Raw genomic sequence first — 23914 nt, forward strand, 5'->3', positions numbered from 1 at the left:
GGGAGGAGCACACATGATCCGGAGAATTGAGTTTGATCAGCAGCTCGAAGAGCTGAAAACCACACTGCGGGATATGGGCAGGCATATGGAAGAAGCGCTAGCTGCTGCTGTTGAGTCTCTGAAGAGTCTGGATGCAGAGAAAGCGCAGCATGTCATTCACAATGACGTGCGGCTGAATGCGATGGAAGAGCAGATTATGGATATCGGAACTCGTCTTATTGTGACTCAACAGCCGGTAGCTAAAGACCTTCGTCGAATTCTTGTTGCATTCCGCATCGCGAGCGATCTGGAACGTATGGGGGATCTGGCGCGTGACGTGGCCAAGGTAACCATTCGTCTTCAAGGCGAGAAGCTGATCAAGCCGCTGGTTGATCTGCCCCAGATGTCGGATAAGGTACGGGCGATGGTATCGGAATCCATCGAATCCTATCTGACCGAGAATACGGACCTTGCTTATAAAATGGCGGAGGATGACGACGAGGTTGACCATTTGTACAGCAAGATTCTGAAGGAGCTGTATTCGCATCTGTCATCCGATCCGGATCATGCGAATCAGGCGATGCTGTTGATTATGGTAGGTCGCTACATCGAACGGATTGCTGACCATGCCACTAACATCGGCGAGAGCACGGTATATCTGGTCACCGGGCATCGTCCGGACTTGAACCAGTAGCTGTGTGTAAATGAACTTATAGAGGCTGCCATCACCGATCATAAGATCAAGGGTGGGCAGCTTCTTTTTTTGTTAAGAGGGCTTATTAACGTATCCATCACGACGCGGGCTTCGATCTGGTCCTGATCGTTCGGAAATATGGCAAACCTATGTTATGATGGGTGGAGGAAGTTATATTGGTGCGAGGTGTAATATGGAGAAGCTGATCTTGATTGATGGAAATAATATCATTTACAGAGCGTTTTTTGCCATGCCGCCGTTGACTAACGCCAGCGGTCAGCAGACGAACGCGGTTTACGGCTTTACTACGATGCTGCTGAGGCTTATCGAAGAGCATAAACCGTCGCATATGATGGTCGCTTTTGATGCGGGCAAGGAAACGTTCCGCCACGCGGATTACCAGGACTACAAAGGCGGACGCCAGAAGACCCCGCCGGAGCTGTCCGGTCAGTTTCCGCTGCTGAAGGAGCTGTTGAAGGGGCTCGGCGTATCCCAATTTGAGATCAGCGGTTATGAAGCGGATGATATTATCGGTACAATTACCCGTCAGGCCGATGAGGCCGGCCGCCAGGTCATGGTTGTGTCCGGGGACAAGGACATGCTCCAGCTGGCTTCCGGTAATACCACGATCGCTGTCGTACGCAAGGGCGTGACGGAAATCGAATATTTTGGTCCGGAGCAGATCAAGGAGCGTTATGACCTCACACCGGAGCAGATTATTGATCTTAAGGGGCTGATGGGCGATGCCTCGGACAACATTCCCGGGATTCCGGGCGTCGGGGAGAAGACGGCGCTGAAGCTGCTGCATCAGTTCGGCACGGTAGAGCAGGTCATATCGCGGACGGATGAACTGAAAGGCAAGATGAAGGAGAAGATCGAAGAGCATGCGGATTCCGCTGTGCTGAGCAAGAAGCTGGCGACCATCTATCGCGAGGTTCCGCTGGAGCTGTCTCTGGACGACATGAAATTTGACGGCTTGAATCAGGAGACGGCGGGGCCGGCTCTGGCGAAGCTTGAATTCAAGTCCTTGATCGAACGTCTGGATCTCAGCACGCATGCTGGCGCAGATGCAGCAGAAGGAGCCGCCAAGCAGGCACAGGTGAACGTCACCGTAGTTCATGCTGGGGAGCTGGCTGAAGTTAAAGAGGCACTGGATTCGGTCCAGGTGCTGCATGTGGAAACCCATGGCGACAATCCTCATCATGCCGAAGTGATCGGACTGGCACTGGCGACGGAGCAGCGGCAGTTCTACATTCCCTTTGAGGTATTGAAGTCCGAAGAAGCGGAACCGCTCCGTGCTTGGCTCGCTGACAGTGAAATTCCGAAGCGGGGATATGACCTGCACCGGCTTGATCTGGCGCTTCACTGGCAGGGCATTGCTTTTGCCGGGGCCGCATTTGACGTACATCTGGCTGCCTATTTGCTCGATCCGACCGAATCGAATCAAAGCCTGAGCGGGCTTGCTGGTAAATACGGGCTGTCCTATTTACAGGCGGATGAAGAGGTGTTCGGAAAAGGAGCGAAATACAAAGTACCGGATGAAGCGGTGCTGAGCGAGAATCTGGCCAGAAAGTGCCTGGCCGTCTCCGAACTGGTTCCGATCCAGGAGAAAGAACTGGAGGCTAACGGGATGCTGCCGCTGTTCCATGAGCTGGAGATGCCGCTGTCCCGGATTCTTGCGGACATGGAGAAGCAGGGCATTGCCGTCAATGTGGAGGATTTGAAAGAGCTTGGCCGTGAGTTCGAATCGCAGATCGAGAAGCTGGTTCAGCAAATCTATGAAATTGCCGGAACCGAGTTCAATCTGAACTCGCCGAAGCAGCTGGGGGAGATCCTGTTCGTCAAGCTGCAGCTGCCGGTGATCAAGAAGACCAAGACCGGCTTCTCGACCGATGCCGAGGTGCTGGAGAAGCTGGCTCCGTATCATGATATCGTGCGGTTAATTTTGCAGTACCGGACGATAGCCAAGCTGCAATCAACGTATGTGGAAGGGCTGCTTAAGGAGATTTCGGATCGCACCGGCAAAGTGCATACGTATTATCGTCAGACCATTGCTGCGACCGGGCGGCTCAGCAGCCAATATCCGAACCTGCAGAACATTCCGATCCGCTTAGAGGAAGGACGGAAGCTGAGAAAGGTATTTGTTCCATCCGAGCCCGGCTGGAGCATTCTGGCAGCAGACTATTCCCAGATTGAGCTGCGGGTGCTGGCACATATATCGGATGATGAGCGGCTGAAGGAAGCCTTCATTCATGATATGGACATTCATACGAAAACAGCGATGGACGTGTTCGGTGTAAGTGAGGATCAGGTGGACGCGAACATGCGCCGCTCGGCCAAAGCGGTCAACTTCGGCATTGTGTACGGGATCAGCGATTACGGCCTGTCCCAGAACCTGAACATTACCCGGAAGGAAGCGGCCGCTTTCATCGACCAGTATTTTGAAGTGTTCCAGGGTGTTCGGCGTTACATGGATGAGATCGTGAAGCAGGCGAAGCAGGAAGGTTATGTGAAAACATTGCTCGAACGCAGACGCTATCTGCCGGAAATCAATGCGAGCAATTTCAATCTTCGCTCCTTTGCCGAGCGGACGGCGATGAATACGCCGATCCAGGGCACAGCGGCCGATATCATTAAGCTGGCGATGGTGCAGATGGACAAGGCACTGCAGGAGAAGAAGCTGAAGAGCCGCATGCTGCTTCAGGTGCATGACGAATTGGTATTTGAGGTGCCGGAGGATGAGCTTGAAGTCATGAAAAAGCTGGTGCCGGAAGTCATGAGCCACGCGCTCAAGCTGTCGGTTCCGCTGAAATCGGATGTCAGCTACGGCAGCAACTGGTACGAGGCCAAGTAAGATTGACGCCGGCAGGACGAAGCTTGGTGCAGGGCCGTTCACGTTGTAGGCTTGTGATTGGTTTTTCCAAAAACCGCTGCCCCGCTAGAGGTTCGCATCCGGTATAATGGAGAATGAGGTGAAGTCATCATGCCGGAACTACCGGAAGTCGAAACAGTCAAACGAACATTAAATCAACTTATCGTTGGAAAACATATAGAACGCGTAACCGTGAATTTGCCGCGCATTATTCAGCGTCCTGACGACATTCAGCAGTTTGCGTTCATGCTAGAGCAGCATACGATCCAGGGAGTGGAGCGGCGCGGGAAGTTTCTGCGGATCTTGCTGGACGGGCTTGTGCTGGTCTCCCATCTGCGGATGGAAGGACGCTATGGGGTATACCGGGCCGAGGAGCCTGTGGAGAAGCATACCCATGTGATCTTTCATTTTACAGACGGAACGGAGCTGCGGTATAAGGATGTGCGCCAGTTCGGCACGATGCATCTGTTTGCGACGGGGGAGGAGTTTCAGCATCCTCCTCTCGCCAAGCTGGGCTTTGAGCCGCTGGACCCGGCTTTTACCGCTGACAAGTTCAAAGCCATCATCCGCACGAAGAAAACCAAAATCAAGGCGGTGCTGCTGAACCAGGCATACATCGTCGGGATCGGAAATATCTATGTGGATGAGGCTCTGTTCAGGGCAGGCCTCCATCCGGAGCGCATTGCCCACACTTTGAGCGAGGCTGAGCTGGACCGCCTGCACCAGGCCATTGTGGACACACTGACTGAAGCGGTGGAAGCCGGCGGCTCTTCCATCAAGTCCTATGTGAACGGTCAAGGGGAAATGGGGATGTTCCAGCAACGTCTGAAGATTTATGGGCGAAAGGATGAGCCCTGTCATTCATGCGGGAAACCGGTCCACAAGACGGTGGTCGGCGGCCGGGGCACGCATTATTGTCCGAGTTGCCAGCCGCTGGGGACTGTAGTTGTTTCAGCTGGCAAGATGAAGCGCAAACGCTAAGATAAAATATAGGCATGCACCTATCTTTTCCGAAAGCCATATACTGTGATGAACATATGCCGAAGGCGTGAGGATGTCCGCTGTTCATCACAGAAGCGGCTTGATCTTGATGCCGCGGCCTTCAAGGGAGGGAAGAGGGTGCTCAGTCTTATTTTCTCACCTGTACTGCTTGCCTTTGCACTTAGCCTGGACGGATTCGGGGCCGGGGTTACATATGGTCTACGCAAAACGAGAATCCCGCTGCTATCCGTACTGATCATTTCGCTATGCTCGGGACTTGTACTCGGCATTTCCATGCAGGCAGGCGCTTTGTTACAACGGTTCTTTTCCCCGTTTGCAGCCTCCGTCATCGGGGCTGTGATCCTCATTCTGTTAGGCTGCTGGTCGTTGTGGCAGCAGCTCAAACGAGCAGGTGATTCAGAGTCCGAGCCGCCGCTGGTGCTTCATAAGGAAGTGGAGGAGCGCAGTGAAGCATCCGTTTCCGGTGAGCTTCCAGCAACAGCAGCGGGCATACCCGCGAAGCGGAGTGAGCCGGGAGACGGTCAGAAGGCGGTCTTCTCGCTTGAGATCCGGAAGCTGGGCATCGTCATTCAGATTTTGCGCAGCCCGGCGCGAGCGGATATGGATGACTCGGGAAGCATATCGCCATGGGAAGCGATGTGGCTCGGCATCGCATTGTCACTGGATGCGTTTGGCGCAGGGCTTGGCGCGGCGATGCTTGGTTTCTCTCCGCTTGGGACAGCGGTGATCGTGGCTATTTTCAGCGGCACCTTTCTCTTGCTGGGGATGAAGATCGGGCTGCGGTTCGCTTCGAGCAGGAGTATGAAGTATATCTCCTATCTGCCTGCTTTTTTATTAATCATCATGGGTATAATGAAGCTGTTATGAGGTGAAGTCATGAATATCGGTTTAACCGGGGGAATCGCAACAGGAAAAAGCACAGTGTCCTCGATGCTGGTCGAAAAGGGAGCGCTTCTCGTTGATGCCGATGTTATCGCCCGGGAAGTGATGCTCCCGGGCCATCCGGTTCTGCTTGCGGTGACTGCTCATTTTGGACAAGAGATATTGTTGGCGGACGGAAGCCTGAATCGGAAAAGACTGGGCGAGATTATTTTTCACAATCCGAGCGAGCGGCAGGCGCTGAATGACATTACCCATCCGGCCATCCGCCAGGAAATCCGCAGGCAGGTACAAGCCTATGAGCGGGAGCATCCCGGTCAGCCTGTGGTGGTGGACATTCCACTGCTGCTGGAAGCGAGGGAGGAGTACCCGTACCTGAATACGATTGTGGTCGTATATGTGCCGCAGGAAGTGCAGCTTCAGCGTCTTATGGAACGTGACGGAATATCGAAGGAACAGGCAGAGGCCAGATTAAGCAGCCAACTCGACATTGAGCAGAAGAAGCAGTTGGCTGACATCGTGATCGACAACAGCGGGACATTGGCGGATACCGAGCAGCAGGTGGACAAGCTATGGCAGAGGATGGTTAGAGAGGCATGAGGTGGCTCCGGAAAAAGAGAGTGCTGCTTCTGCTGTTGATTTCTTTTTTATCCCTGCTGTTTCTGACGTCCAACTGGATGTCGCTCTTGTATCCTATCCATTACAAGGATGAGATTCGGAAACATGCGTCCTATTATGATGTCGATCCTTTCCTTGTTGCTTCGATTATCCGCGTGGAGACCAATTTCAAGCCGGGCAAGGAGTCCAAGAAAGGCGCGCTCGGCATTATGCAGCTGATGCCGGATACGGCCAACTGGGCGATGGAGATGGCCAAGCTGCCGGCCAGCTCGCTGGACAACGTCAAGCATGAGGTGGACGTCAACATCCAGCTCGGCACCTGGTACATCAGAAACCTGTACCAGCAAATGGACGGCAATCCGATAGCGGCGATTGCGGCATACAATGCCGGGCCAGGGAACGTCAAGAACTGGCTCAGTAAAGGCACCTGGGACGGCAGCTATGAGAATGTGAAGAGCATCCCTTTTGGCGAGACCCGGCATTATGTACAGCGAGTCATTTATTATTATAATCAGTATACGAGCATATACGATGAGTTCTGAATGAAAAAGAGCGCTGGAAAGGCTTGAATGCTCAAGCCTTCCCAACACTCACTTTGTCAAAGGAAGAATCGATTATTGACCGGAGAATTGACCAGCCAATTGTTGCTCGGCCAGGGTTACCAGACGCTTGGTGATGTATCCCCCGATCGAACCGTTTTCGTAGGAAGTCATGTTACCTTGGTAGCCGTCTTGTGGGATGGAGATACCAAGTTCTTGAGCCACCTCGTACTTCAACTGCTCAAGAGCAGCGTTTGCGCGAGGAACAACCAGGTTGTTGGAGCTGTTGCTTTGTGCCATTGTTAGTTCACCTCCTTGGGTTGGTACAAGTATTATGTCTCGGGTTTCGGATTTTCATAACCTAAAATGACTTTTCATTTATTGGTAATTTTTATATAAGGAAGTGGTGTAGCGTATGAAGTGTCCGTATTGCAGTCATGCAGGGACCAAGGTGCTGGACTCCCGTCCGGCGAATGAGAACAAGTCGATCCGCCGCCGCAGAGAGTGCGAGCAGTGCAGCAGGAGGTTTACGACCTTTGAGATGGTGGAAGAGACGCCGCTCATTGTCGTGAAGAAGGATGGGAGCCGTGAGGAATTCAGCAGGGAGAAGGTGCTGCGCGGTCTGATCCGTGCTTGTGAGAAGCGGCCGGTGTCGGTGGATCAGCTTGATAAAATTGTATCCGACGTGGAGCAGGCGCTTCGCAATACCGCGGCTGCAGAGGTCGAGAGCCGCCAGATTGGCGAGCTGTTGATGGAGCGGCTATATCCTGTGGATGAGGTGGCGTATGTCCGCTTTGCTTCGGTGTATCGTCAGTTTAAAGATATCAACATGTTTATGAAGGAACTGAAGAGTCTGCTGTCCAAGGGAACGGACGAGACCGAGGTATAGAAGAAGAGGAACCGAGGTGCGTAAGCTGCCTGAATATGCGGCAGCAGAGAATCAGGGCAGTCTTAGGCAGGCGGAATTGCTTCATGCCGAGATCTGCCCGGAGCCGCCGTGTTAAGCTTAAGCTCGTCCGCGATTCAGCTCCCGTTGGCTGCTGGTTTTTTTGAAAAAAACTATTGCATGTCCAGGATGCTATATGGTATATTATTCAGGCGGGAAGAAAACGGGTATCGTTGAATTCGCAAATGAATAACATACGGGGCCTTAGCTCAGCTGGGAGAGCGCATCGCTGGCAGCGATGAGGTCAGGGGTTCGATCCCCCTAGGCTCCATAAGAAGAAAACCCTTGATATTCAAGGGTTTTTTGTTTGCCGAATTTAATAAGAACTTAGAACTTGGTTTCTTAAGAGTGTCTTACATCAATCAGTGGGAAATCGGTGAGATCGGTTCATTCGGCCTGACGTCGCAGGAATACCGAACCTTCAGGCTAAGCCGGGATGGAGCACAATAATTGCGACCAGGCGTATGGTCAGACAGCAGTCCTTGGATAACTCAAGGACTAATTTGTATTGGCTTGGCAGATTAGGAGGCGACCATCTTACGATATTCGTTGGCACTTACGCCGGTATAGGATTTAAATCGTTTATAAAACCAGTCGATTTCAGTATATCCCACCTCGTTCGCAATTTCGTAAATCTTCAGATCTGTTTGCTCCAGCAGCATTTTCGCTCTTTCCATACGTTGAATGAACAAATATTGGTTAAAACTCATATTTTCATGGTTTTTGAACTTTTGGCCAAGATAGGAGCGGTTGAAATGGAATTTGCTTGAAATGTCTTTAAGCGTAATATTCTCGTGAAGCTTCTTCCCCACATATTCCTTGACTCTGTGAATCACGTCATCCTCAGTGCGGCGTTGGTTCGCGTAAACAGCAGCTACGCTCTTCACCAGTTCCTCAGCCGGCAACGTGCTCGGTACGTAATCGCTTACCTGCAGCTGCAGCGCTTTGCGGATGAAGGCAAATTCCATGGTATCCTCAACAACAATGATGGGCAATCGGCTGATCCTCCGGATTCGACCGCACAGCTCCAACCCTTTCTTGGGGCTGCCGGTCATGTTGATAACCGCCAGTGAATAGCCATTCTCCTCAATCTGGCGCAGCGATGCCTCAGAATCATCATCGCAGATTTCCATGTTCATCCCACATTTGCGCCAATCCTGCAGGCGAAGCATGTCATCGGAGCAGCAGCCCAGATTGATATACAGTAACTTAGACATAATGACTCCCTCCCCAGATAATGCGATAAGCAGCATATCCACCAAAATGTTTTCGCTTACATTATGTTGTCCGGCCCCCCTTTTCCACAATGTGCTTTTCTTTGCATTCCTAACCGTTCTTTACTTCTTGCAAAGCTGGGTTGAAATAGATTGGCGGACAAGCCGTTGCAGGGGACGGTCTTCTAGCGTTTCAGGGGTAGAATATCTCGATTTCCCCAGGTTGTTGCATGGAAATGTAAGCGCTAAACTTTGGGTGAATCTTGACCAAACATCAAACGTTGAGGGGGATTAAAGATGCGTGTTCGCAAATTAATGGTTCTGTTATTGGGACTGGTTCTGCTGCTTGCAGCCTGCAGCGGTGGCTCGGACAACCCGAGCAGCGGCACTCAAGAAGCCGTGGAATCGGGGACGAATAGCAGCACTGAAAACGAGACGTCGAAGGGAACGGACGAGACGGAAAACAGCGGCGGGGATGAAGTCTACAGAACGCCGGAAATGGATTTCGATTTAGGCGGTAAGACGATCAAAATCGTCTCTTGGTGGGATATGACGATTCCGGAGGATACCCCGGACAATATCCAGCGCAAGAAGAATCTTGAAGACCTGATGCAAAAGCATAATTTTAAAGTGGAGTACGTGGCCATCGACTACGGCGAGTACCAAGAGAAAGTTACTGCTTCCTTGCTCGCTGGTGAACCGGTCGGTGATATTGTTCGCCTTGGCAAAACCTACACGGTGCCTACCTTGGTTAAACAGGATCTGCTCTGGCCGATCGACGAATACACCAAAAACCCCGTCGCCTTTAATCAAAAGGTTACGAACGAATACTACACGTATGAAGACAGGGGGTACGGATTCACCGAAAATCAAGCAAATCTGGTTCAGGGCATCTTTTACAATCGTACACTTATGAATCAGCTTGGCTTAAAGCCGCTTCAAGAGTATGTGAACGAAGATAACTGGAATTGGGAAACATTCATAAAAGTGGCTAAAGAAGCCAACAAAGATACGAACAACGATGGCAAGCTGGACACTTGGGGGCTAGCAAACTCCTCGCTTATGGATCATGCCTTATATTCCAACAACACGGGTCTGACCAAAGAAGATAAGCAAAATCTAGAAGATCCTGCAACACTGGATGCTCTTCATTTCATTTCTCGTATTGCTACCGAGAAACTAGCAAGACCAACCGAGGGCGGCGACTGGACGGAGCCAGGCCAATTTTTCCGTCAAGGCAATACATTAATGTACGCCGGTGCCCTCCACGAGTTGAGCGGCATGCAGACGGATATGCCGGATTACGACATCGGTTTCGTACCTTTTCCGAAAGGGCCGAACGCAACGGAGTACCACTCTGCCGAAGCACTCTTCCAGGCGCTCACCATTCCGAAAGCAGTCGAAAATCCGGAACAGCTGCTTTATATCTGGGAGAAAATCAACGACATTGAATCCGTATACGACTATCCGGACCAAGCCTCTTACGAAACGTTATTCTCGAGCGAAGACGATTTAAATAACGCCAAAATGGTGGCGCCAAACATGATTATTCTTGACCACAATACATTCCCGAATTTGAAGTACTACGATTTCGTCGGCGAGCTGAATGAAGGGATATCTGTTTCTACCGTTGTTGAGAAGTACAAGTCAACCTTCCAAGCGGCCATTGACGAAGTATATGGTCCTTGACATAGAACATTAGCCGAGAGGCGAACGTCCCTGCGCAGCGCATTGCTGCGGCAGGGACTGTCATTGGATGGATTAACCGTATGGGAGGGAGAGAAATTGAACACCAGGAACAAGCGTTTCGGCAGCGCCATACTTGTCATCGTCCTATTTTTTTTGTCTCTATGGGCCTTCTACCCTTCGAAATCGACAAACCAAGGCTTCGTTCAAGCGACCTCCGACTTTGAAGCGGTCATGAAAACGGAAGGGCAGGACGGGTACAGCCAGTATTTAGACGCCCATGTATCGGCGAGCCGTCCGGACCGCATCGTCCGCATCGAAGGCGAGTCCTTTGCATCAACCTCTGGGGAAGGATTCGAGATCGCGGAGAAATTATACGGCTCCGAAGGGAAGTCCGTGATCACGCCAGAGGTTGGCTCCATCTCATGGGACGTAAACGTGGAAGAACCGGGCTTATACCATGTCCGGATCCGATTCTATCCAATAGAGGGGAAGAGTTCGGCAATCGAAAGGCAATTCTCTATCAATGACGAGGTGCCTTTCAAGGGAGCAGATATCCTACTATTCGACAGGGTATGGGGAAACCGGGACGAGGAAATCAGACAGGATAACCGCGGAAACGATCTGCGGCCAAGGCAGATCGAGCAGCCTTCCTGGCAGCTTGCGCCGCTCTCCGATCGGTACGGCTACTATGATGAACCATATTCCTTTTATTTTGACAAGGGCAAGCAGAAGCTTACGCTAACGTCCTTGCGGGAGCCGATGGCCATTGATTATATCGAGCTGTACCAGGAGCATGCCTTGAAAACATACGAGGAGCTGGCGAATGAATATGAGTCTGAGGGCTTGGAACCGACCCGGGGTCAGTACATTCTGATTCAGGCGGAGGATGCCAAGCGGAAATCGTCGCCGACCTTGTATCCTACATCCGACAGATCCAGCCCGACCGTTGTGCCGTACGACGTTTCCAAAATCAGAATCAACACCATCGGAGGCGTCAACTGGAAGCTGCCGGGGCAATGGATCGAATGGGAGTTCGAGGTGGAAGAAGACGGTTTGTACCAAATCGCCTTGAAGCAAAAGCAGGACCAGCTCCGGGGCGTATTTGCTACCCGAAGTCTTATGATCAACGGGGAGTTTCCCTTTGAGGAAATGAAACGAATCCGCTTTCATTATGATCGCGATTGGCAAATGAACGTACTGGGCGAGGAAGAACCTTATTTATTCCATTTCACTAAAGGGACGCATCAAATTCGAATGATGGTGTCTCTCGGCGAGATCGCGCCGCTCTTGCAGACGATTGAATCCAGCGTGCTGGAGCTGAACGAAATGTACCGCAAAATATTAATGATCACCTCCAATACGCCGGATCCGTTCCGCGATTATCAATTGGAGAAACGGATTCCGGATATGGTGGAGGTGTTCACCGAGCAGGCCGAAATCATTCAGAGCGTTGCCGATTATCTGGAAGAAGCAACGGGCGAGCGAAGCGACAAGGTAGCCGTCCTGCATTCGATGGTGCACCAGCTGAACGAGCTTGCCGAAAATCCCGAAACCGTCGCCAAGCGCTTGGATACGTATAAAGTGAACGTAGGCGGTCTGGGAACCTGGATGCTGCAGATTAAAGAGCAGCCCATCTCGCTCGATTATCTGATCATTCACTCGCCGGATCGTAATCTGCCCAAAGCGGATGCGTCGTTACTCGAGGTTGCGGGCCATGAGCTAGGCGCTTACGTGGCTTCGTACACGGAAGACTATGACACGATCGGCAACGCCGGCGATGAAGAAGAAGCCATCACCGTTTGGGTGACGACAGGACGCGATCAGGCGCAAGTACTGAAAGCATTGATCGACGACACGTTTACGCCAGAATCGGACATTCCGGTGCATCTCCGGCTTGTTCCGGGAAATATCCTTCTGCCAGCCACGCTTGCCGGAGAAGGTCCGGATGTCGCCATGCAAATCGGCGAGGACGTGCCGGTCAATTACGCGATGAGGGGCGCTGCAACTGATCTAACGAAATTCGATGATTTCGAAGAGGTGGTCACCCGATTCCGCGATAGCGGGCTTGAGCCTTATAGATATAACGGTGGAGTGTACGCCTTGCCTGAGCAGCAGACCTTCCCGATGTTGTTCTATCGCAAGGATATTTTGGAGGAGCTTGGCTTGAAGCCGCCCGCGACCTGGCAAGAAATCTATGACATGATTTCGGTGCTTCAGAAGCACAACATGGAATTTTATTTGCCGCTTGAAGCCGCCAATGCGAGTCTAGTCCCGAATGCGACGTTTGCGATGCTGCTGTACCAGAACGGTGGGCAGTTCTATCGCGATAATGATACGAGGAGCGCGCTCGACTCCGACATCTCCATGGAAGCCTTCAAGAAGTGGACGCAGTTCTATACCAGCTACAAGTTCCCGCTGCAAGCGGATTTCCCGAACCGTTTCCGCACTGGGGAAATGCCGATCGGGATTGCGGATTACACGACGTACAACATGCTGACGGTAATGGCCCCCGAGATAAAGGGGCTGTGGGATTTCACGATCGTGCCGGGCACTGAACGCGAAGACGGCACCGTAAACCACGAAGTTGCCAGCCATACGACCGCCGTCATGCTGCTTCAAAATTCAAAGAGCAAAGAGGCTTCTTGGCAATTTCTGAAGTGGTGGACCGACAAGGAGACGCAAATTGCGTATGGCCGAGAGATGGAAGGCTTGATGGGAGAGGCTGCCCGCTATCCAACGGCCAACATCGAAGCGCTGGAGGAACTGCCATGGCCGGTGAAGGATTATCGGAATCTGGATAACCAGTGGCGGTGGGTACGAGGCATTCCGCAAGTGCCAGGGGGATATTTCACGGGCCGGCATTTGGACAATGCCTTCAGGAAAGTGGTCAATGCCAGCGAAAATCCTCGCGAAGCCCTATCTGATTATATTCTGTACATTAACGATGAAATTGAGATCAAGCGGAAGGAGTTCAATTTGCCATATTAACAGGGGAGGTGCGGTAGTCGATGCAAGTTGAACCAGGAATTCAAACCGTAAAGAGCCCCAAAGCGAATATGCAGCAGAACAGCCGTTGGGTCTCTTTCACAAAAGAGTTGAAGCGCAGCAAGCACTATTATTTGCTGATGAGTCCGTATATGATTATTTTCTTTCTGTTTACGGTCATTCCAGTGGTCTTTTCCTTTGCCCTAAGTTTCTTCTACTTCAACATGCTGGAATTTCCTAGGTTCGTCGGTTGGCAAAATTATTCGAGGCTGTTTCTGAATGATGATATCTTTATGATCGCCTTGAAAAATACGCTGATGTTTGCCGTCATCACCGGTCCCGTCAGTTATATCGCCTGTTTTGTATTCGCATGGATCATTAATGAATTGTCGCCCAAAGTGCGGGCGTTCATGACATTGGTCTTTTACGCGCCTTCGATATCGGGCAACGTTTATTTCATTTGGCTCATCATCTTCTCCGGTGACAGCTACGGGTATTTAAACGGGTTTCTGATGAAGGCTGGCTTTATCCTGGAACCGATTCAATGGCTCCTGAATGAAAACTATATTCTATGGATCGTGATTATCGTACAGCTTTGGCTCAGCCTGGGCACCAGCTTCTTGGCGTTTATCGCCGGACTACAAACAATCGACAAGTCGCTGATCGAAGCCGGGGCGATGGACGGCATCAAAAATCGCTGGCAGGAGCTCTGGTATATTACGCTGCCGTCCATGAGGCCGCAGCTGATGTTCGGGGCTGTCATGCAGATCACAACCGCATTTGCCGTCGCAGATATCTCCATCGCGCTAGCCGGGTTTCCGAGCGTTAACTATGCGGCGCACACCATTGTTACCCATCTGATGGATTTCGGTACGATCCGCTTCGAACTGGGCTACGCATCGGCCATTGCGACGTTCCTGTTCTTGCTGATGGTCGGGACCAACAAATTAACGCAAAAAATGTTGAGAAAGATAGGTGAGTAACGTTGGCTGCGAAAATGATTCGATATTTCCGGCTGCCGAGAACGCTGAACCGCTCTTTGCCCGTTAGCATTTTGCTGTTTTCGCTGCTCGCCTTGTTCGGAGCCTTCATGGCATTGCCCTTGATTTACGCGGTGAACAACGCATTCAAGCCGTTGGACGAATTGTTCATATTCCCCCCACGGTTCTTCGTAAACAATCCGACGATGGATAATTTCCTGGATTTGATGGTGTTAATGGGGAATTCGTGGGTCCCCTTATCGCGTTATTTCGCAAATACGCTGTTGATCACCATCATTGGCACGGCCGGACATATCCTGCTGGCGTCTGCAGCAGCCTATCCGCTGGCCAAATACCGCTTTCCCGGCTCAAGGGCGCTGTTTTCCATAGTGGTGCTTGCCTTGATGTTTTCGCCTCATGTTACGGCGATTCCCAACTATATGGTCATGTCTTGGCTGGGTTGGATCAATACGCATGCTTCCATTATCGTGCCTTCCTTGGCATTTCCGCTCGGGCTGTTTCTGATGAAGCAATTCATGGAGCAGATTCCCGATGCCCTGCTTGAGGCATCCAAAATCGACGGGGCCAGCGAATATCGGATCTACTGGTCCATTGTGATGCCAAACGTGAAGCCTGCCTGGCTGACACTAATGATTTTACAATTTCCGGCACTTTGGGGCAGCGATGGGGGCAGCTTCATTTACAGCGAGCATCTGAAGACGTTACATTTCGCGCTCGGACAGATTACGGAAGGCGGAATCGCTAGAGCCGGGGTTGCTGCGGCCGTTGCACTGCTCCTGATGATCGTTCCCATCACGCTCTTTATCATATCCCAGAGCAGTGTCATGCAAACGATGGCCACTTCAGGGATGAAGGACTAGAAAGGAGGCATGTCAGATTGATGAAACGCAAACTGAAGACGCCTCTCCTCATCATGATCTGCTGTTTATTGGGGGTTGGGGCAGGAGCGGGGAACGTAAGCGCCAAGCGCGCCTCGGACTCCTATATTTATTCCTATTGGGGCGATGCTGCGGCAGCGCCGGCCGCTTATGTAGCGACTGAATGGATCAGCGGCTCCGACCTGGGGACGGGAGCTTTTCAAGAGCCGAGCGATCTCCACGTCACCGCCGATCATCGCGTATACGTACTGGATTCCGGCAACAATCGGATCGTTGTGCTGGACCATGATCTAAAGCTGGTAACGGCTGTGGATTCCTTCACAAGAGAGGGCGAGCCGGATGCATTCCTGCAACCGCAGGGAATCTTTGTGACCGATGACGGCGAGGTGCTCGTAGCGGACACCGGTAACAAAAGGGTGGTTCACTTGGATTCGGATTTTGAACTGATCAAGATTATCGATTCGCCGGAGTCGGAGCTACTCCAGGATTCGTTTAGGTTCGAACCTGTGCGGATCGTCATGGACCATGCGCAGCGAATTTATGTCATGGCTGCCGGCGTGTTTGACGGGTTCATGGAATTCGACGCCGAAGGGGCGTTTACTTCCTTCATTGGCGCGAATCGCGTTTATATCGATCCGATCGAGTATTTCTGGAAGCAAATCTCGACCAAGGCGCAGCGCAGCCAGATGGTCATGTTTACGCCTACGGAGTTTACGAATCTGGATATTGACTCGGAAGGGTTCATCTATGCCACGAACGGGGACCAGTGGGGGAATAACATTAAGAAGCTTAATGCGCAAGGCAGCGATATTTTAAGAAGAACGGGGTATTCCGACCCGCAGGGCGACATTCTTTACGTCAGCAGCGAAGGTCCTTCTAGGCTTATCGACATCGATGTTGCCGACAGCGAGATTTACTCCGTGCTCGATGGCAAGCGGGGACGGGTGTTCACTTACAACGGGGACGGACATCTGATGTATGTATTTGGCGGGTTGGGGAACCAATTGGGTCAATTTCATACACCGGTGGCCATTGACCGAATCGGCGAGGATTTTCTTGTGCTGGATAAGGCGCTTGGCGAAATTACCGTCTTCCGAACGACTGAATACGGTCGAACGCTGAACGAAGCCGTCAAAAGCTATTATCGTGGCGAGGAAGAGACCGCTTTTGCGTTGTTTAATCGAACGATCGCCATGAATGCTAATCTGGAATTCGCCTATGCGGGGATCGGCAAAGCCTTGCTTCGTCAAGGCGATTATAAGGGTGCCATGGTGCATTTCAAACGCAGCTTGGATCAGAAAAACTATTCGAAAGCATTCCTGCTATACCGCAAAGAGGTCATGAGGGAACATTTTCCGTTGATCATGACCATGCTGTTCTTGGCTGGAACCGGGATATTTGCCGTGTCCAGGATTCGGAATGTGAAGGAACGAAGAAAGGGGGCTTCCGCATGAGCAGGGAATGGATTCGATTTCCCCTAAGTCTCATGGTTCATCCCTTTGAGGGCTATTGGGACCTGAAATATGATCGCAGCCGAAATTTCACGTTAATCATTTCATTTAGCGTATTGTTCCTGGTTGCCGTTACGAACATTTTGAGGAGCCAGTACAGCGGTTTTCTAGTCCATGTGTACAATCCTGAGAGCATGAACAGTGTCATGGAAATTGTATACGTGATCGTGCCGCTCTTGTTCTGGTGCGTGGCCAACTGGTCGCTTACGACCTTGATGGATGGGGAGGGCAAATTCGTCGAAATTTTTACGTCGACCTGCTTCGCGCTCCTGCCGCTCGTGATCATACAGTTTCCATGGATTTGGCTCAGCAATCTCGTTTCTCTGGAAGAGACCGCATTCTATTATTTTTCCAACTCCGTTGCGGTGCTCTGGTTCGTTTATCTGCTGTTTGTCGGCAATATGACGGTGCATCAGTTTTCTCCGTCCAAAACGATCGGAATTATGCTGCTGACCCTGGTTGCCATGGGGTTTATGGCTTTTATCAGTTTGCTGTTTTTCAGCTTGGTCCAACAGATCGTGGCCTTTATTTCCGTCATCTATCAAGAATTGGTCATGAGAACTTAAGGAGGAGGAAGGATGGGCAATTTCGCTAAATATATGCTGCTTGCTGCCAGTGTGCTGACAGCACTGATGATGGCCGGTTGTACGGATAAAGGACCGGAAAAGGCAGCTGGCGATGAAGGCAATGGGCCCGCCAACAGCTTCACGCCGGGAGCAGCCCTTAAGTCATCGTTCGTCAATCCGAGCGTCAAAGGCATGAAAGGTATTGCCGAGAACGATCAGCTCCAGCTGCTAACGGACGATCAGACGGGGGCGATCGCCGTCGTGCATAAGGCAAGCGGCGAAATTTGGCACAGCAATCCCCCTGGCCATGAGTCGGATCCGCTGGCCGCGGGCGTGAACAAAAGCTTGTTGTCCTCTCAGTTGAAGCTTGACTTTTATAACAGCTTCGGACAGATAAATTCGGTCAATTCGCACGCCGACAGCGCGGCTTACAAGCAAATCGGCATGGAGGAAATCCCAAACGGCGTTCGCGTTAACTACCGGTTCGGCACGGACAAAAAAACGATGGACGACATGCCCAAGAAGATCAGCAAGACCCGTTTTGAACAGAACCTGTTAAGCAAGCTGGACAGCGCCGGCCAGCGAACGCTGAAAATCGCGTACACGGAAGATGCCGAGCAAGGGGTGTATGTCCGGTCCGACGGCGCGCTCAAAGGTCTTCAGCTGGAACGTGCGCTTAAAGCCTTTGAGGATGCCGGATATACCGAGGACGATTTGCTGGTGGACATCGAGGAGAACCATTTGGATCAGACCAAGCCTGAACCGCGGGTATTTCATGCCTCGATCGAATATACGCTGGACGGCGACAGTCTGATCGCCAAGCTTCCGGTTTCCAGCATCGATTTCCCGGCTGAATATCCAGTGAATACGGTCTCGTTCCTTAGCTTCTTCGGTGCAGGGGGGGCGGAGGATAAGGGCTCAATCCTTGTTCCAGACGGATCTGGGGCACTGATCCATTTTAATAACGGCAAGACGCGGTACCCTTCCTACCAGCAGAGCGTGTACGGAATGGACCGAACGATGAGCGGGATTGAAACGGCGGATAGCAGCCAAGATGTCAGACTGCCGGTGTTCGGTATCATCCGTGAAGGCGGGGCATTTATCGGCATCATCGAGGAAGGGGCTCCGGCCGCGACGATCCATGCCGACGTCAGCGGCAGACTGAACAGCTATAACTACGTATACCCGGCGTTCACGGTAATCAACAAAGGCGACTTAAGCCTGGATGCGAACGGCCAGCAGCGCTCGCTCCCGAAGTTCCAGGAGGATCCGATGCGAAGCGATTTTTCGGTCCGGTATGCGTTTGTAGGCAAGCAGTCGGCTTCCTATCCGGGACTCGCCGCCTATTACAGGAATTACTTGGAGCAACAGGGAGGCCTCCCGGCAATTGCCGAGAGAAATGAAGAGAATATGCCGTTCTATATGCAGCTTGTAGGAAGCATTTATAAGAAAAAGCATTTTGCAGGAATTCCGTATCGGGCGCTGGAGCCGCTCACGACGTTCGAACAAGCGCAAAGCATTCTGACAGAGATGGGCAAGCGAGGCATCCATGACATCAAATTGAAGTATAGCGGCTGGTTCAACAAGGGGCTGGCTCATGAGGTTCCAGACAGCGTCTCCGTTGATCAACAGGTAGGGGGAGAGAAGGGACTCCGGCGTCTGTTATCCTATGCGAACGAGAATGGGGTAACGCTGTATCCGGATGTCGCCATCCTTACCGCGCTGTCCGGTTCCGGGTTCAACGAGGCGAAGGAGGCGTCCAGAACGCTGCGAGGCATCCCCGCAGAGATCTATTCCTTCAATCCGGCGCTGAATCGGCGGGATCGGACCGGTTCGCCGGCTTATGTAGTTTCACCGCGGTTCATAGGTAGCTACACGGAAGCTTTCTTAAAGGATTATGGAAAATACGGCGCTATTGGCGTGTCGCTGAGTGATCTTGCCGCCGAGCTCAACAGCGATTTTCGCAAGCATCGTCAAATTGACCGTACGGAGTCCGAGCAGTTGTCTCTGGATGCGCTGAACAAGATTTCAGATGCCAATCTTCAGGTCATGGCTGACGGAGGAAATGCTTATGCGCTGCCTTTCTTAACCGATATCACCCATGCGCCCATGTCTAGCAGCCGCTTTAAAATCGAAGACGCGGAAATCCCCTTCTATCAAATGGTTGTCCGCGGGCATATCGATTACACGGGAGCGCCTTACAACCTGTCCGCATATACCGATGCCAAGCCATATATTTTGAAGTGTTTGGAGTATGGTGCTGGCGTGTATTTTCAATGGTTCTATGAACCTAATCATAAAATAAAGGACACAGAGCATAACGAACTGTTCTCTGCCAATTACGCGTTATGGATCGACGAGGCCGCCCGCATCTACGAGGAAGTCAATGCATTTCTGAAAAAGGTTCGCCATGAGCGGATCGTCGGGCATGACGAATTGGCTGACGGCGTGTTCAAGACGACATACGAGAGCGGCGTGTACGTCATCGTGAATTACAATCGTGCACCGGTGACGATAGATGGCGTAACCATTGAAGCCGAAAGCTATGTGACGGGTGGTGAAGCGCCATGAAATCCATAACCCAGCGATTTGGGCAAAAGCAGCGAAGCTATGGGAAACAGAAGGCATTATGGGGCATTGTTTATGTGATGCCTTGGCTGCTCGGCTTTATCTTTTTCTTCCTGATCCCTTTGCTGACTTCCCTGATTTACAGTTTCAGCACCGTTACGGCAAATTCCGAAGGCATCGGCATTACGTTTATGGGGATGAAAAATTACGTGACTGCCTTTACGGTCAACACCAGCTTTAACCGGATGCTGACCGAGGCGATCGTGAACATGGCGGTGAACGTGCCCCTGATCGTTATTTTCAGTCTCTTTCTGGCCGTCGTCCTGAATCAGAAGTTCCTTGGTCGTTCCTTTGCCAGATCGATATTCTTCCTGCCCGTCATTCTTGCTTCCGGGGTCATTCTGACCCTGGAAAGCAGCAGCCTCGTTCAGGCGATCAATGATCAGAATGCCGGTTCCGGCGGGCTGATTAATGCACTGGGAAGCTTTGAACTCGAACGATTGATGCTTCAGGCCGGCGTAAGCGAGACGATCGTAAACTATTTAACGGGAGCCGTGGATCGTATTTATGAGATCGTAAGCCAATCCGGCGTGCAGATCCTTATATTCCTGGCAGGCATACAGACGATATCCCCCCAGCTGTACGAAGCGTCCAAGATGGAAGGAGCTACGGGTTATGAAGCCTTCTGGAAAATCACGTTTCCGATGGTCAGCCCGCTGATTCTGGTCAACATGATCTATACGATTATCGACTCGTTCTCCCGAAATGAGCTGACAGACTTGATCAAGACCACGGGCTTCGTCCAATTCGATTTCGGACTTAGCTCAGCCATGGCTTGGATTTACTTCCTGGCCATCTCCATCATCCTGTTGATCAGCACGTACTTTGTATCCAGGAAGGTCTTTTACCATGAATAGAAGAAGGTGAATGCAATGTCGGTTTCTCGGTGGCTATCGCTCGAAAGCTGGAAACGATGGCTCTGGTCTTTCATACGTTTAACATTGATCGCTGGCTTGTCCTTTGTCATTCTGTATCCGATTCTGCAAAAAATCTCGACGGCCATCAAAGACAAGGCCGATCTTTATTCACCGGTCGTCGTATGGATTCCGGAAAATTTCACAATGAGCAATTTCCTTGATGCGATCCGCATTATGGATTACTGGGAAACGCTGTTCAACACGTTTGCGCTGTCGACGACGACGACGGTCTTGACGGCCGCTTCTTGCGCACTGGCGGGTTACGGCTTTGCCCGTTTGAAATTCAAGGGCAGCCAGCTTTTGTTCGCCTGTGTTGTCCTGACGATTCTGGTGCCCCCAACCACGATTCTCATCCCGATTTATTTGAATCTGAAGGATTTTACGCTGATGGGCCTGATTCCGCTCCTCACCGGCAAGTCCGTCAACCTGTTGAACAGCTATTGGCCGTTCATTCTGACTTCGCTGACCGCCAATTCGCTTAAAGCCGGCTTGTACATTTTTATTTTCCGGCAATTCTTCCGCGGCATTCCGAAGGAGGTGGAGGAGGCGGCTTATATTGACGGCGCGGGCGTCGGAACCACCTTTACCCGCATCATGATGCCGAACGCGATTCCTGCCATCATTACCACGACGTTGTTCTCCTTCGTCTGGCAGTGGAACGACAGCTTCTACACGACGACGTATCTGACTTCAAGCAAAGTCATGTCCACCCAGCTGTCATCGCTGCCGTACAATCTGTCCATTATGCTGGGCAGCGATCCGTCAAAGGCGGACCCTTTTTATTTGAGTATGGTGCAGGATACCGGCATTTTGCTGGCCATCCTTCCCTTGATCGTCATCTATTTGTTCGTTCAGCGCTATTTCGTGGAAAGTATCGAGCGTACGGGCATCGTGGGTTAAATCACGGATGATTATACGGCTTGGCAATAAAATTGGCTGTTGTTCGTTGCTATGCTGTTGATCGTCATCCCTCCCCAATCTATTACGTATCGTTAGCCCAAATACCGAAGCCAACACTCAAGTAAAAGAGTTCCTTGCGCTTAATATATGAAAATCGCAGCCAGCCCCATCTGTCCTTGGGGTTGGCTGTTGTTTATTTGCAGATATCTTATCTTTTAGGGCTCGATCGAATTTATCGAACAATCAAAGGGTTGGTTTAAGAGGGTGGAATATATTGGGATTTGAACGAAACAACAAGTCAATATTGGGATAGAAAGTAAAAAAATGATTATTGTGGGCCTTGGCCTTTAAAGTATAATAATACAATTAATCGATAGGAAAGGGTGTTTTCTGTTGCTGATCATCGTAAAGAACTTCTCCAAAGTCGTGCTAAGTGCTTTACTGTTTGGTTCCACACTGGCGTCTTGTCACCAAAACGGCGGTATCGACCCCAATCCGGATAGGAGAACACCGGGAGAGGGCGTATACAGCGATAAGTCATTAAGCGCCTATCATCCGCCGATCGAAGTCACGCTGGTGAGAGAAATCGGTGACGGTTTGGAAGATATGCTGAAGGCATTGCCGGATGAAACGCTGGAGGACAATCGATGGAGTCAGTTGTACGAACAAGTTCTGGGCATTCAAATCAAATACGAATGGGCTGTGAGAAGCGAACAATACCACAAGAAGCTGGATATTATGCTGGCTTCAGGAGACATTCCCGATATCGTTAAGGTGAATGCCCAGCAGCTAAGGCAATTGAGCCATGCCGGTCTGATTCAGGATCTGACGCAGGTTTACAAGGAATATGCTTCGCCGTTAACACAGCAAGTTCACCGTCAAGAAGGGAGCGGTACCTTGGAATCCGGCATGATCGACGGCAAGCTGATGGGCATCCCGGAGACCGATTCCTCCATTGAAAAGGCGATGTTTCTGTGGATTCGAACGGATTGGCTGGACCGATTGGAGCTGTTGCCACCGAAAACAATGGATGACGTCCTGGCAATTTCGAAAGCGTTTACAGAAGGGGATCCCGACGGAAATGGCCAACAAGACACCTATGGAATAGCAGCTACCCACTATTTGTGGGATCCTATCATGGGCTTAACCGGATTCATGGCCGGTTATGGAGCTTACCCGAACATATGGCTTGAAGACGAGAGTGGCAAGCTCGTATACGGAGGCATTCAGCCTGAAGTGAAACAGGCGCTCAAGGCGCTTCAGGATATGTATCGCAATCATGAAATCGACAGTGAATTCATTTTTAAAAACGGAAGCAAAGCTAAACAGCTCGTTGCTGATGGGAAGATCGGCATGGCCTATGGCGAGCAATGGGGAGCATTCATGCTTCAGTCCAGCCGCAGCGGCGATCCGGATGCGGAGTGGCAGGCCTTTCCCATTGTTACTGACTCTGGCAAGGCAAGGAGGGTTCCTCTTAAATTTACGACAAGTTATTTTTACGCCGTAAGGAAGGATTTCGCTCACCCAGAGGCGATTCTCAAAATGTTCAATTTGCATCTTGAAAAAAATTGGGGCAAAACAGCCGATTACGGGACTTACTACAACAATTCCTCGCCCGTGTGGGGCCTATCTCCCGTGACTCCTTTCCCTGCTGATAAAAATCTCAAGGCATACCGGCAAATCGCCGAAGCGCGTCGTCAGGGCACGACGTCTCAGTTACAGGGCGAGCCCGGATTCATACAAGGTCGAATCGATCGATATTTGGATAAGAAAGAAGACGGCGAATCCGGCTGGGGTTGGGAGAAGATCTACGGGCCGTCCGGTGCGATGAGTATTCTCGACCAATACGAGGATAACCATCAGTTGTTGTTCGATGCTTTTGCCGGCGCGCCGACTGAAACGATGATTGAAAAACAAACGATTCTGGACAATCTTCAGCATGATTATTTCGTCAATATCATACTCGGCGAGCCCGTAGAACAATTCGACCGGTTCGTGGAGGAATGGTATCGGCTTGGCGGTGCTGACATTACGGCTGAAGTGAATCAATGGCATGAGGACAAAAAAAGCCGTCCATAACAAATGAGCCACACCCG

19 protein-coding genes and 1 tRNA gene are annotated in these 23914 nt (G+C 51.2%); 18 read left to right on the plus strand and 2 right to left on the minus strand.

The genetic code is table 11. From position 1 onward, the window contains the following. Positions 1–13 precede the first annotated feature (13 nt). The 6 genes from phoU (at position 14) to CHH67_RS04620 (ending at position 6586) form a co-directional block, all read left to right on the plus strand. Positions 14–673 carry a phosphate signaling complex protein PhoU gene (phoU, locus tag CHH67_RS04595; protein ID WP_095263811.1) on the plus strand — a complete coding sequence of 220 codons (660 nt, stop codon included), beginning with the start codon at positions 14–16 and terminating at the stop codon, positions 671–673. A 193-nt stretch (positions 674–866) separates the two neighbouring features. Then, a complete protein-coding gene (gene polA / locus CHH67_RS04600) occupies positions 867–3527 on the plus strand; it encodes a DNA polymerase I (RefSeq protein ID WP_095263812.1) in 2661 nt (886 codons plus the stop codon). A gap of 129 nt (positions 3528–3656) precedes the next feature. After that, positions 3657–4526, plus strand: a complete 870-nt coding sequence (mutM, locus tag CHH67_RS04605) for a DNA-formamidopyrimidine glycosylase (RefSeq protein ID WP_095263813.1) — start codon at positions 3657–3659, stop codon at positions 4524–4526. Between the two features lie 138 nt (positions 4527–4664). Then, positions 4665–5414, plus strand: a complete 750-nt coding sequence (locus CHH67_RS04610; protein WP_095263814.1) for an MntP/YtaF family protein — start codon at positions 4665–4667, stop codon at positions 5412–5414. 9 nt (positions 5415–5423) lie between these two features. Then, positions 5424–6026: a dephospho-CoA kinase gene (coaE, locus tag CHH67_RS04615; protein ID WP_095263815.1), complete on the plus strand. Its 603-nt coding sequence runs from the start codon at positions 5424–5426 to the stop codon at positions 6024–6026. Next, the gene (locus CHH67_RS04620) at positions 6023–6586 is read left to right on the plus strand and encodes a lytic transglycosylase domain-containing protein (protein WP_095263816.1); all 564 of its coding nucleotides are present in this window, start codon (positions 6023–6025) and stop codon (positions 6584–6586) included. Before coaE ends, CHH67_RS04620 begins: the two co-directional genes overlap by 4 nt. A gap of 72 nt (positions 6587–6658) precedes the next feature. On the opposite strand, the gene CHH67_RS04625 is transcribed toward CHH67_RS04620, so the two are convergent. After that, entirely contained in the window at positions 6659–6883 is a 225-nt protein-coding gene (locus CHH67_RS04625) for an alpha/beta-type small acid-soluble spore protein (protein WP_095263817.1), read from the minus strand. Between the two features lie 115 nt (positions 6884–6998). Between CHH67_RS04625 and nrdR the strand changes: the two genes are divergently transcribed. Together nrdR and CHH67_RS04635 are read left to right on the plus strand one after the other, a co-directional pair. After that, the gene (gene nrdR, locus CHH67_RS04630; RefSeq protein WP_095263818.1) at positions 6999–7472 is read left to right on the plus strand and encodes a transcriptional regulator NrdR; all 474 of its coding nucleotides are present in this window, start codon (positions 6999–7001) and stop codon (positions 7470–7472) included. A gap of 255 nt (positions 7473–7727) precedes the next feature. Then, positions 7728–7800 (plus strand) — tRNA-Ala (locus CHH67_RS04635). 250 nt (positions 7801–8050) lie between these two features. On the opposite strand, the gene CHH67_RS04640 is transcribed toward CHH67_RS04635, so the two are convergent. Beyond that, positions 8051–8746, minus strand: a complete 696-nt coding sequence (locus CHH67_RS04640) for a response regulator transcription factor (RefSeq protein ID WP_095263819.1) — start codon at positions 8744–8746, stop codon at positions 8051–8053. Positions 8747–9040: 294 nt separating this feature from the next. Between CHH67_RS04640 and CHH67_RS04645 the strand changes: the two genes are divergently transcribed. From CHH67_RS04645 to CHH67_RS04690, 10 genes are all read left to right on the plus strand, one after another. Next, positions 9041–10432: an ABC transporter substrate-binding protein gene (locus CHH67_RS04645; RefSeq protein WP_095263820.1), complete on the plus strand. Its 1392-nt coding sequence runs from the start codon at positions 9041–9043 to the stop codon at positions 10430–10432. 96 nt (positions 10433–10528) lie between these two features. Continuing rightward, positions 10529–13420 carry an extracellular solute-binding protein gene (locus CHH67_RS04650; RefSeq protein ID WP_095263821.1) on the plus strand — a complete coding sequence of 964 codons (2892 nt, stop codon included), beginning with the start codon at positions 10529–10531 and terminating at the stop codon, positions 13418–13420. A 68-nt stretch (positions 13421–13488) separates the two neighbouring features. Then, positions 13489–14400: a carbohydrate ABC transporter permease gene (locus tag CHH67_RS04655; RefSeq protein ID WP_230875634.1), complete on the plus strand. Its 912-nt coding sequence runs from the start codon at positions 13489–13491 to the stop codon at positions 14398–14400. Between the two features lie 14 nt (positions 14401–14414). Beyond that, positions 14415–15278: a carbohydrate ABC transporter permease gene (locus tag CHH67_RS04660; protein WP_176475499.1), complete on the plus strand. Its 864-nt coding sequence runs from the start codon at positions 14415–14417 to the stop codon at positions 15276–15278. 20 nt (positions 15279–15298) lie between these two features. Further along, positions 15299–16750, plus strand: coding sequence for an NHL repeat-containing protein (locus CHH67_RS04665; protein WP_095263824.1), 1452 nt, complete (start codon positions 15299–15301; stop codon positions 16748–16750). Beyond that, positions 16747–17373, plus strand: a complete 627-nt coding sequence (locus CHH67_RS04670; protein WP_095263825.1) for a YIP1 family protein — start codon at positions 16747–16749, stop codon at positions 17371–17373. Before CHH67_RS04665 ends, CHH67_RS04670 begins: the two co-directional genes overlap by 4 nt. A gap of 12 nt (positions 17374–17385) precedes the next feature. Then, positions 17386–19944, plus strand: coding sequence for a DUF5696 domain-containing protein (locus CHH67_RS04675; RefSeq protein WP_095263826.1), 2559 nt, complete (start codon positions 17386–17388; stop codon positions 19942–19944). Continuing rightward, the gene (locus CHH67_RS04680; RefSeq protein WP_095263827.1) at positions 19941–20858 is read left to right on the plus strand and encodes a carbohydrate ABC transporter permease; all 918 of its coding nucleotides are present in this window, start codon (positions 19941–19943) and stop codon (positions 20856–20858) included. The genes CHH67_RS04675 and CHH67_RS04680 overlap by 4 nt, the downstream gene beginning before the upstream one ends. Before the next feature lie 15 nt (positions 20859–20873). Beyond that, entirely contained in the window at positions 20874–21818 is a 945-nt protein-coding gene (locus CHH67_RS04685) for a carbohydrate ABC transporter permease (protein WP_095263828.1), read from the plus strand. A gap of 393 nt (positions 21819–22211) precedes the next feature. Next, entirely contained in the window at positions 22212–23897 is a 1686-nt protein-coding gene (locus tag CHH67_RS04690; protein WP_095263829.1) for an extracellular solute-binding protein, read from the plus strand. Positions 23898–23914: the final 17 nt, after the last annotated feature.

It is taken from the genome of Paenibacillus campinasensis (assembly GCF_002272015.1).
In the GTDB taxonomy this organism is placed as follows: Bacteria; Bacillota; Bacilli; order Paenibacillales; family Paenibacillaceae; genus Paenibacillus_AQ; species Paenibacillus_AQ campinasensis.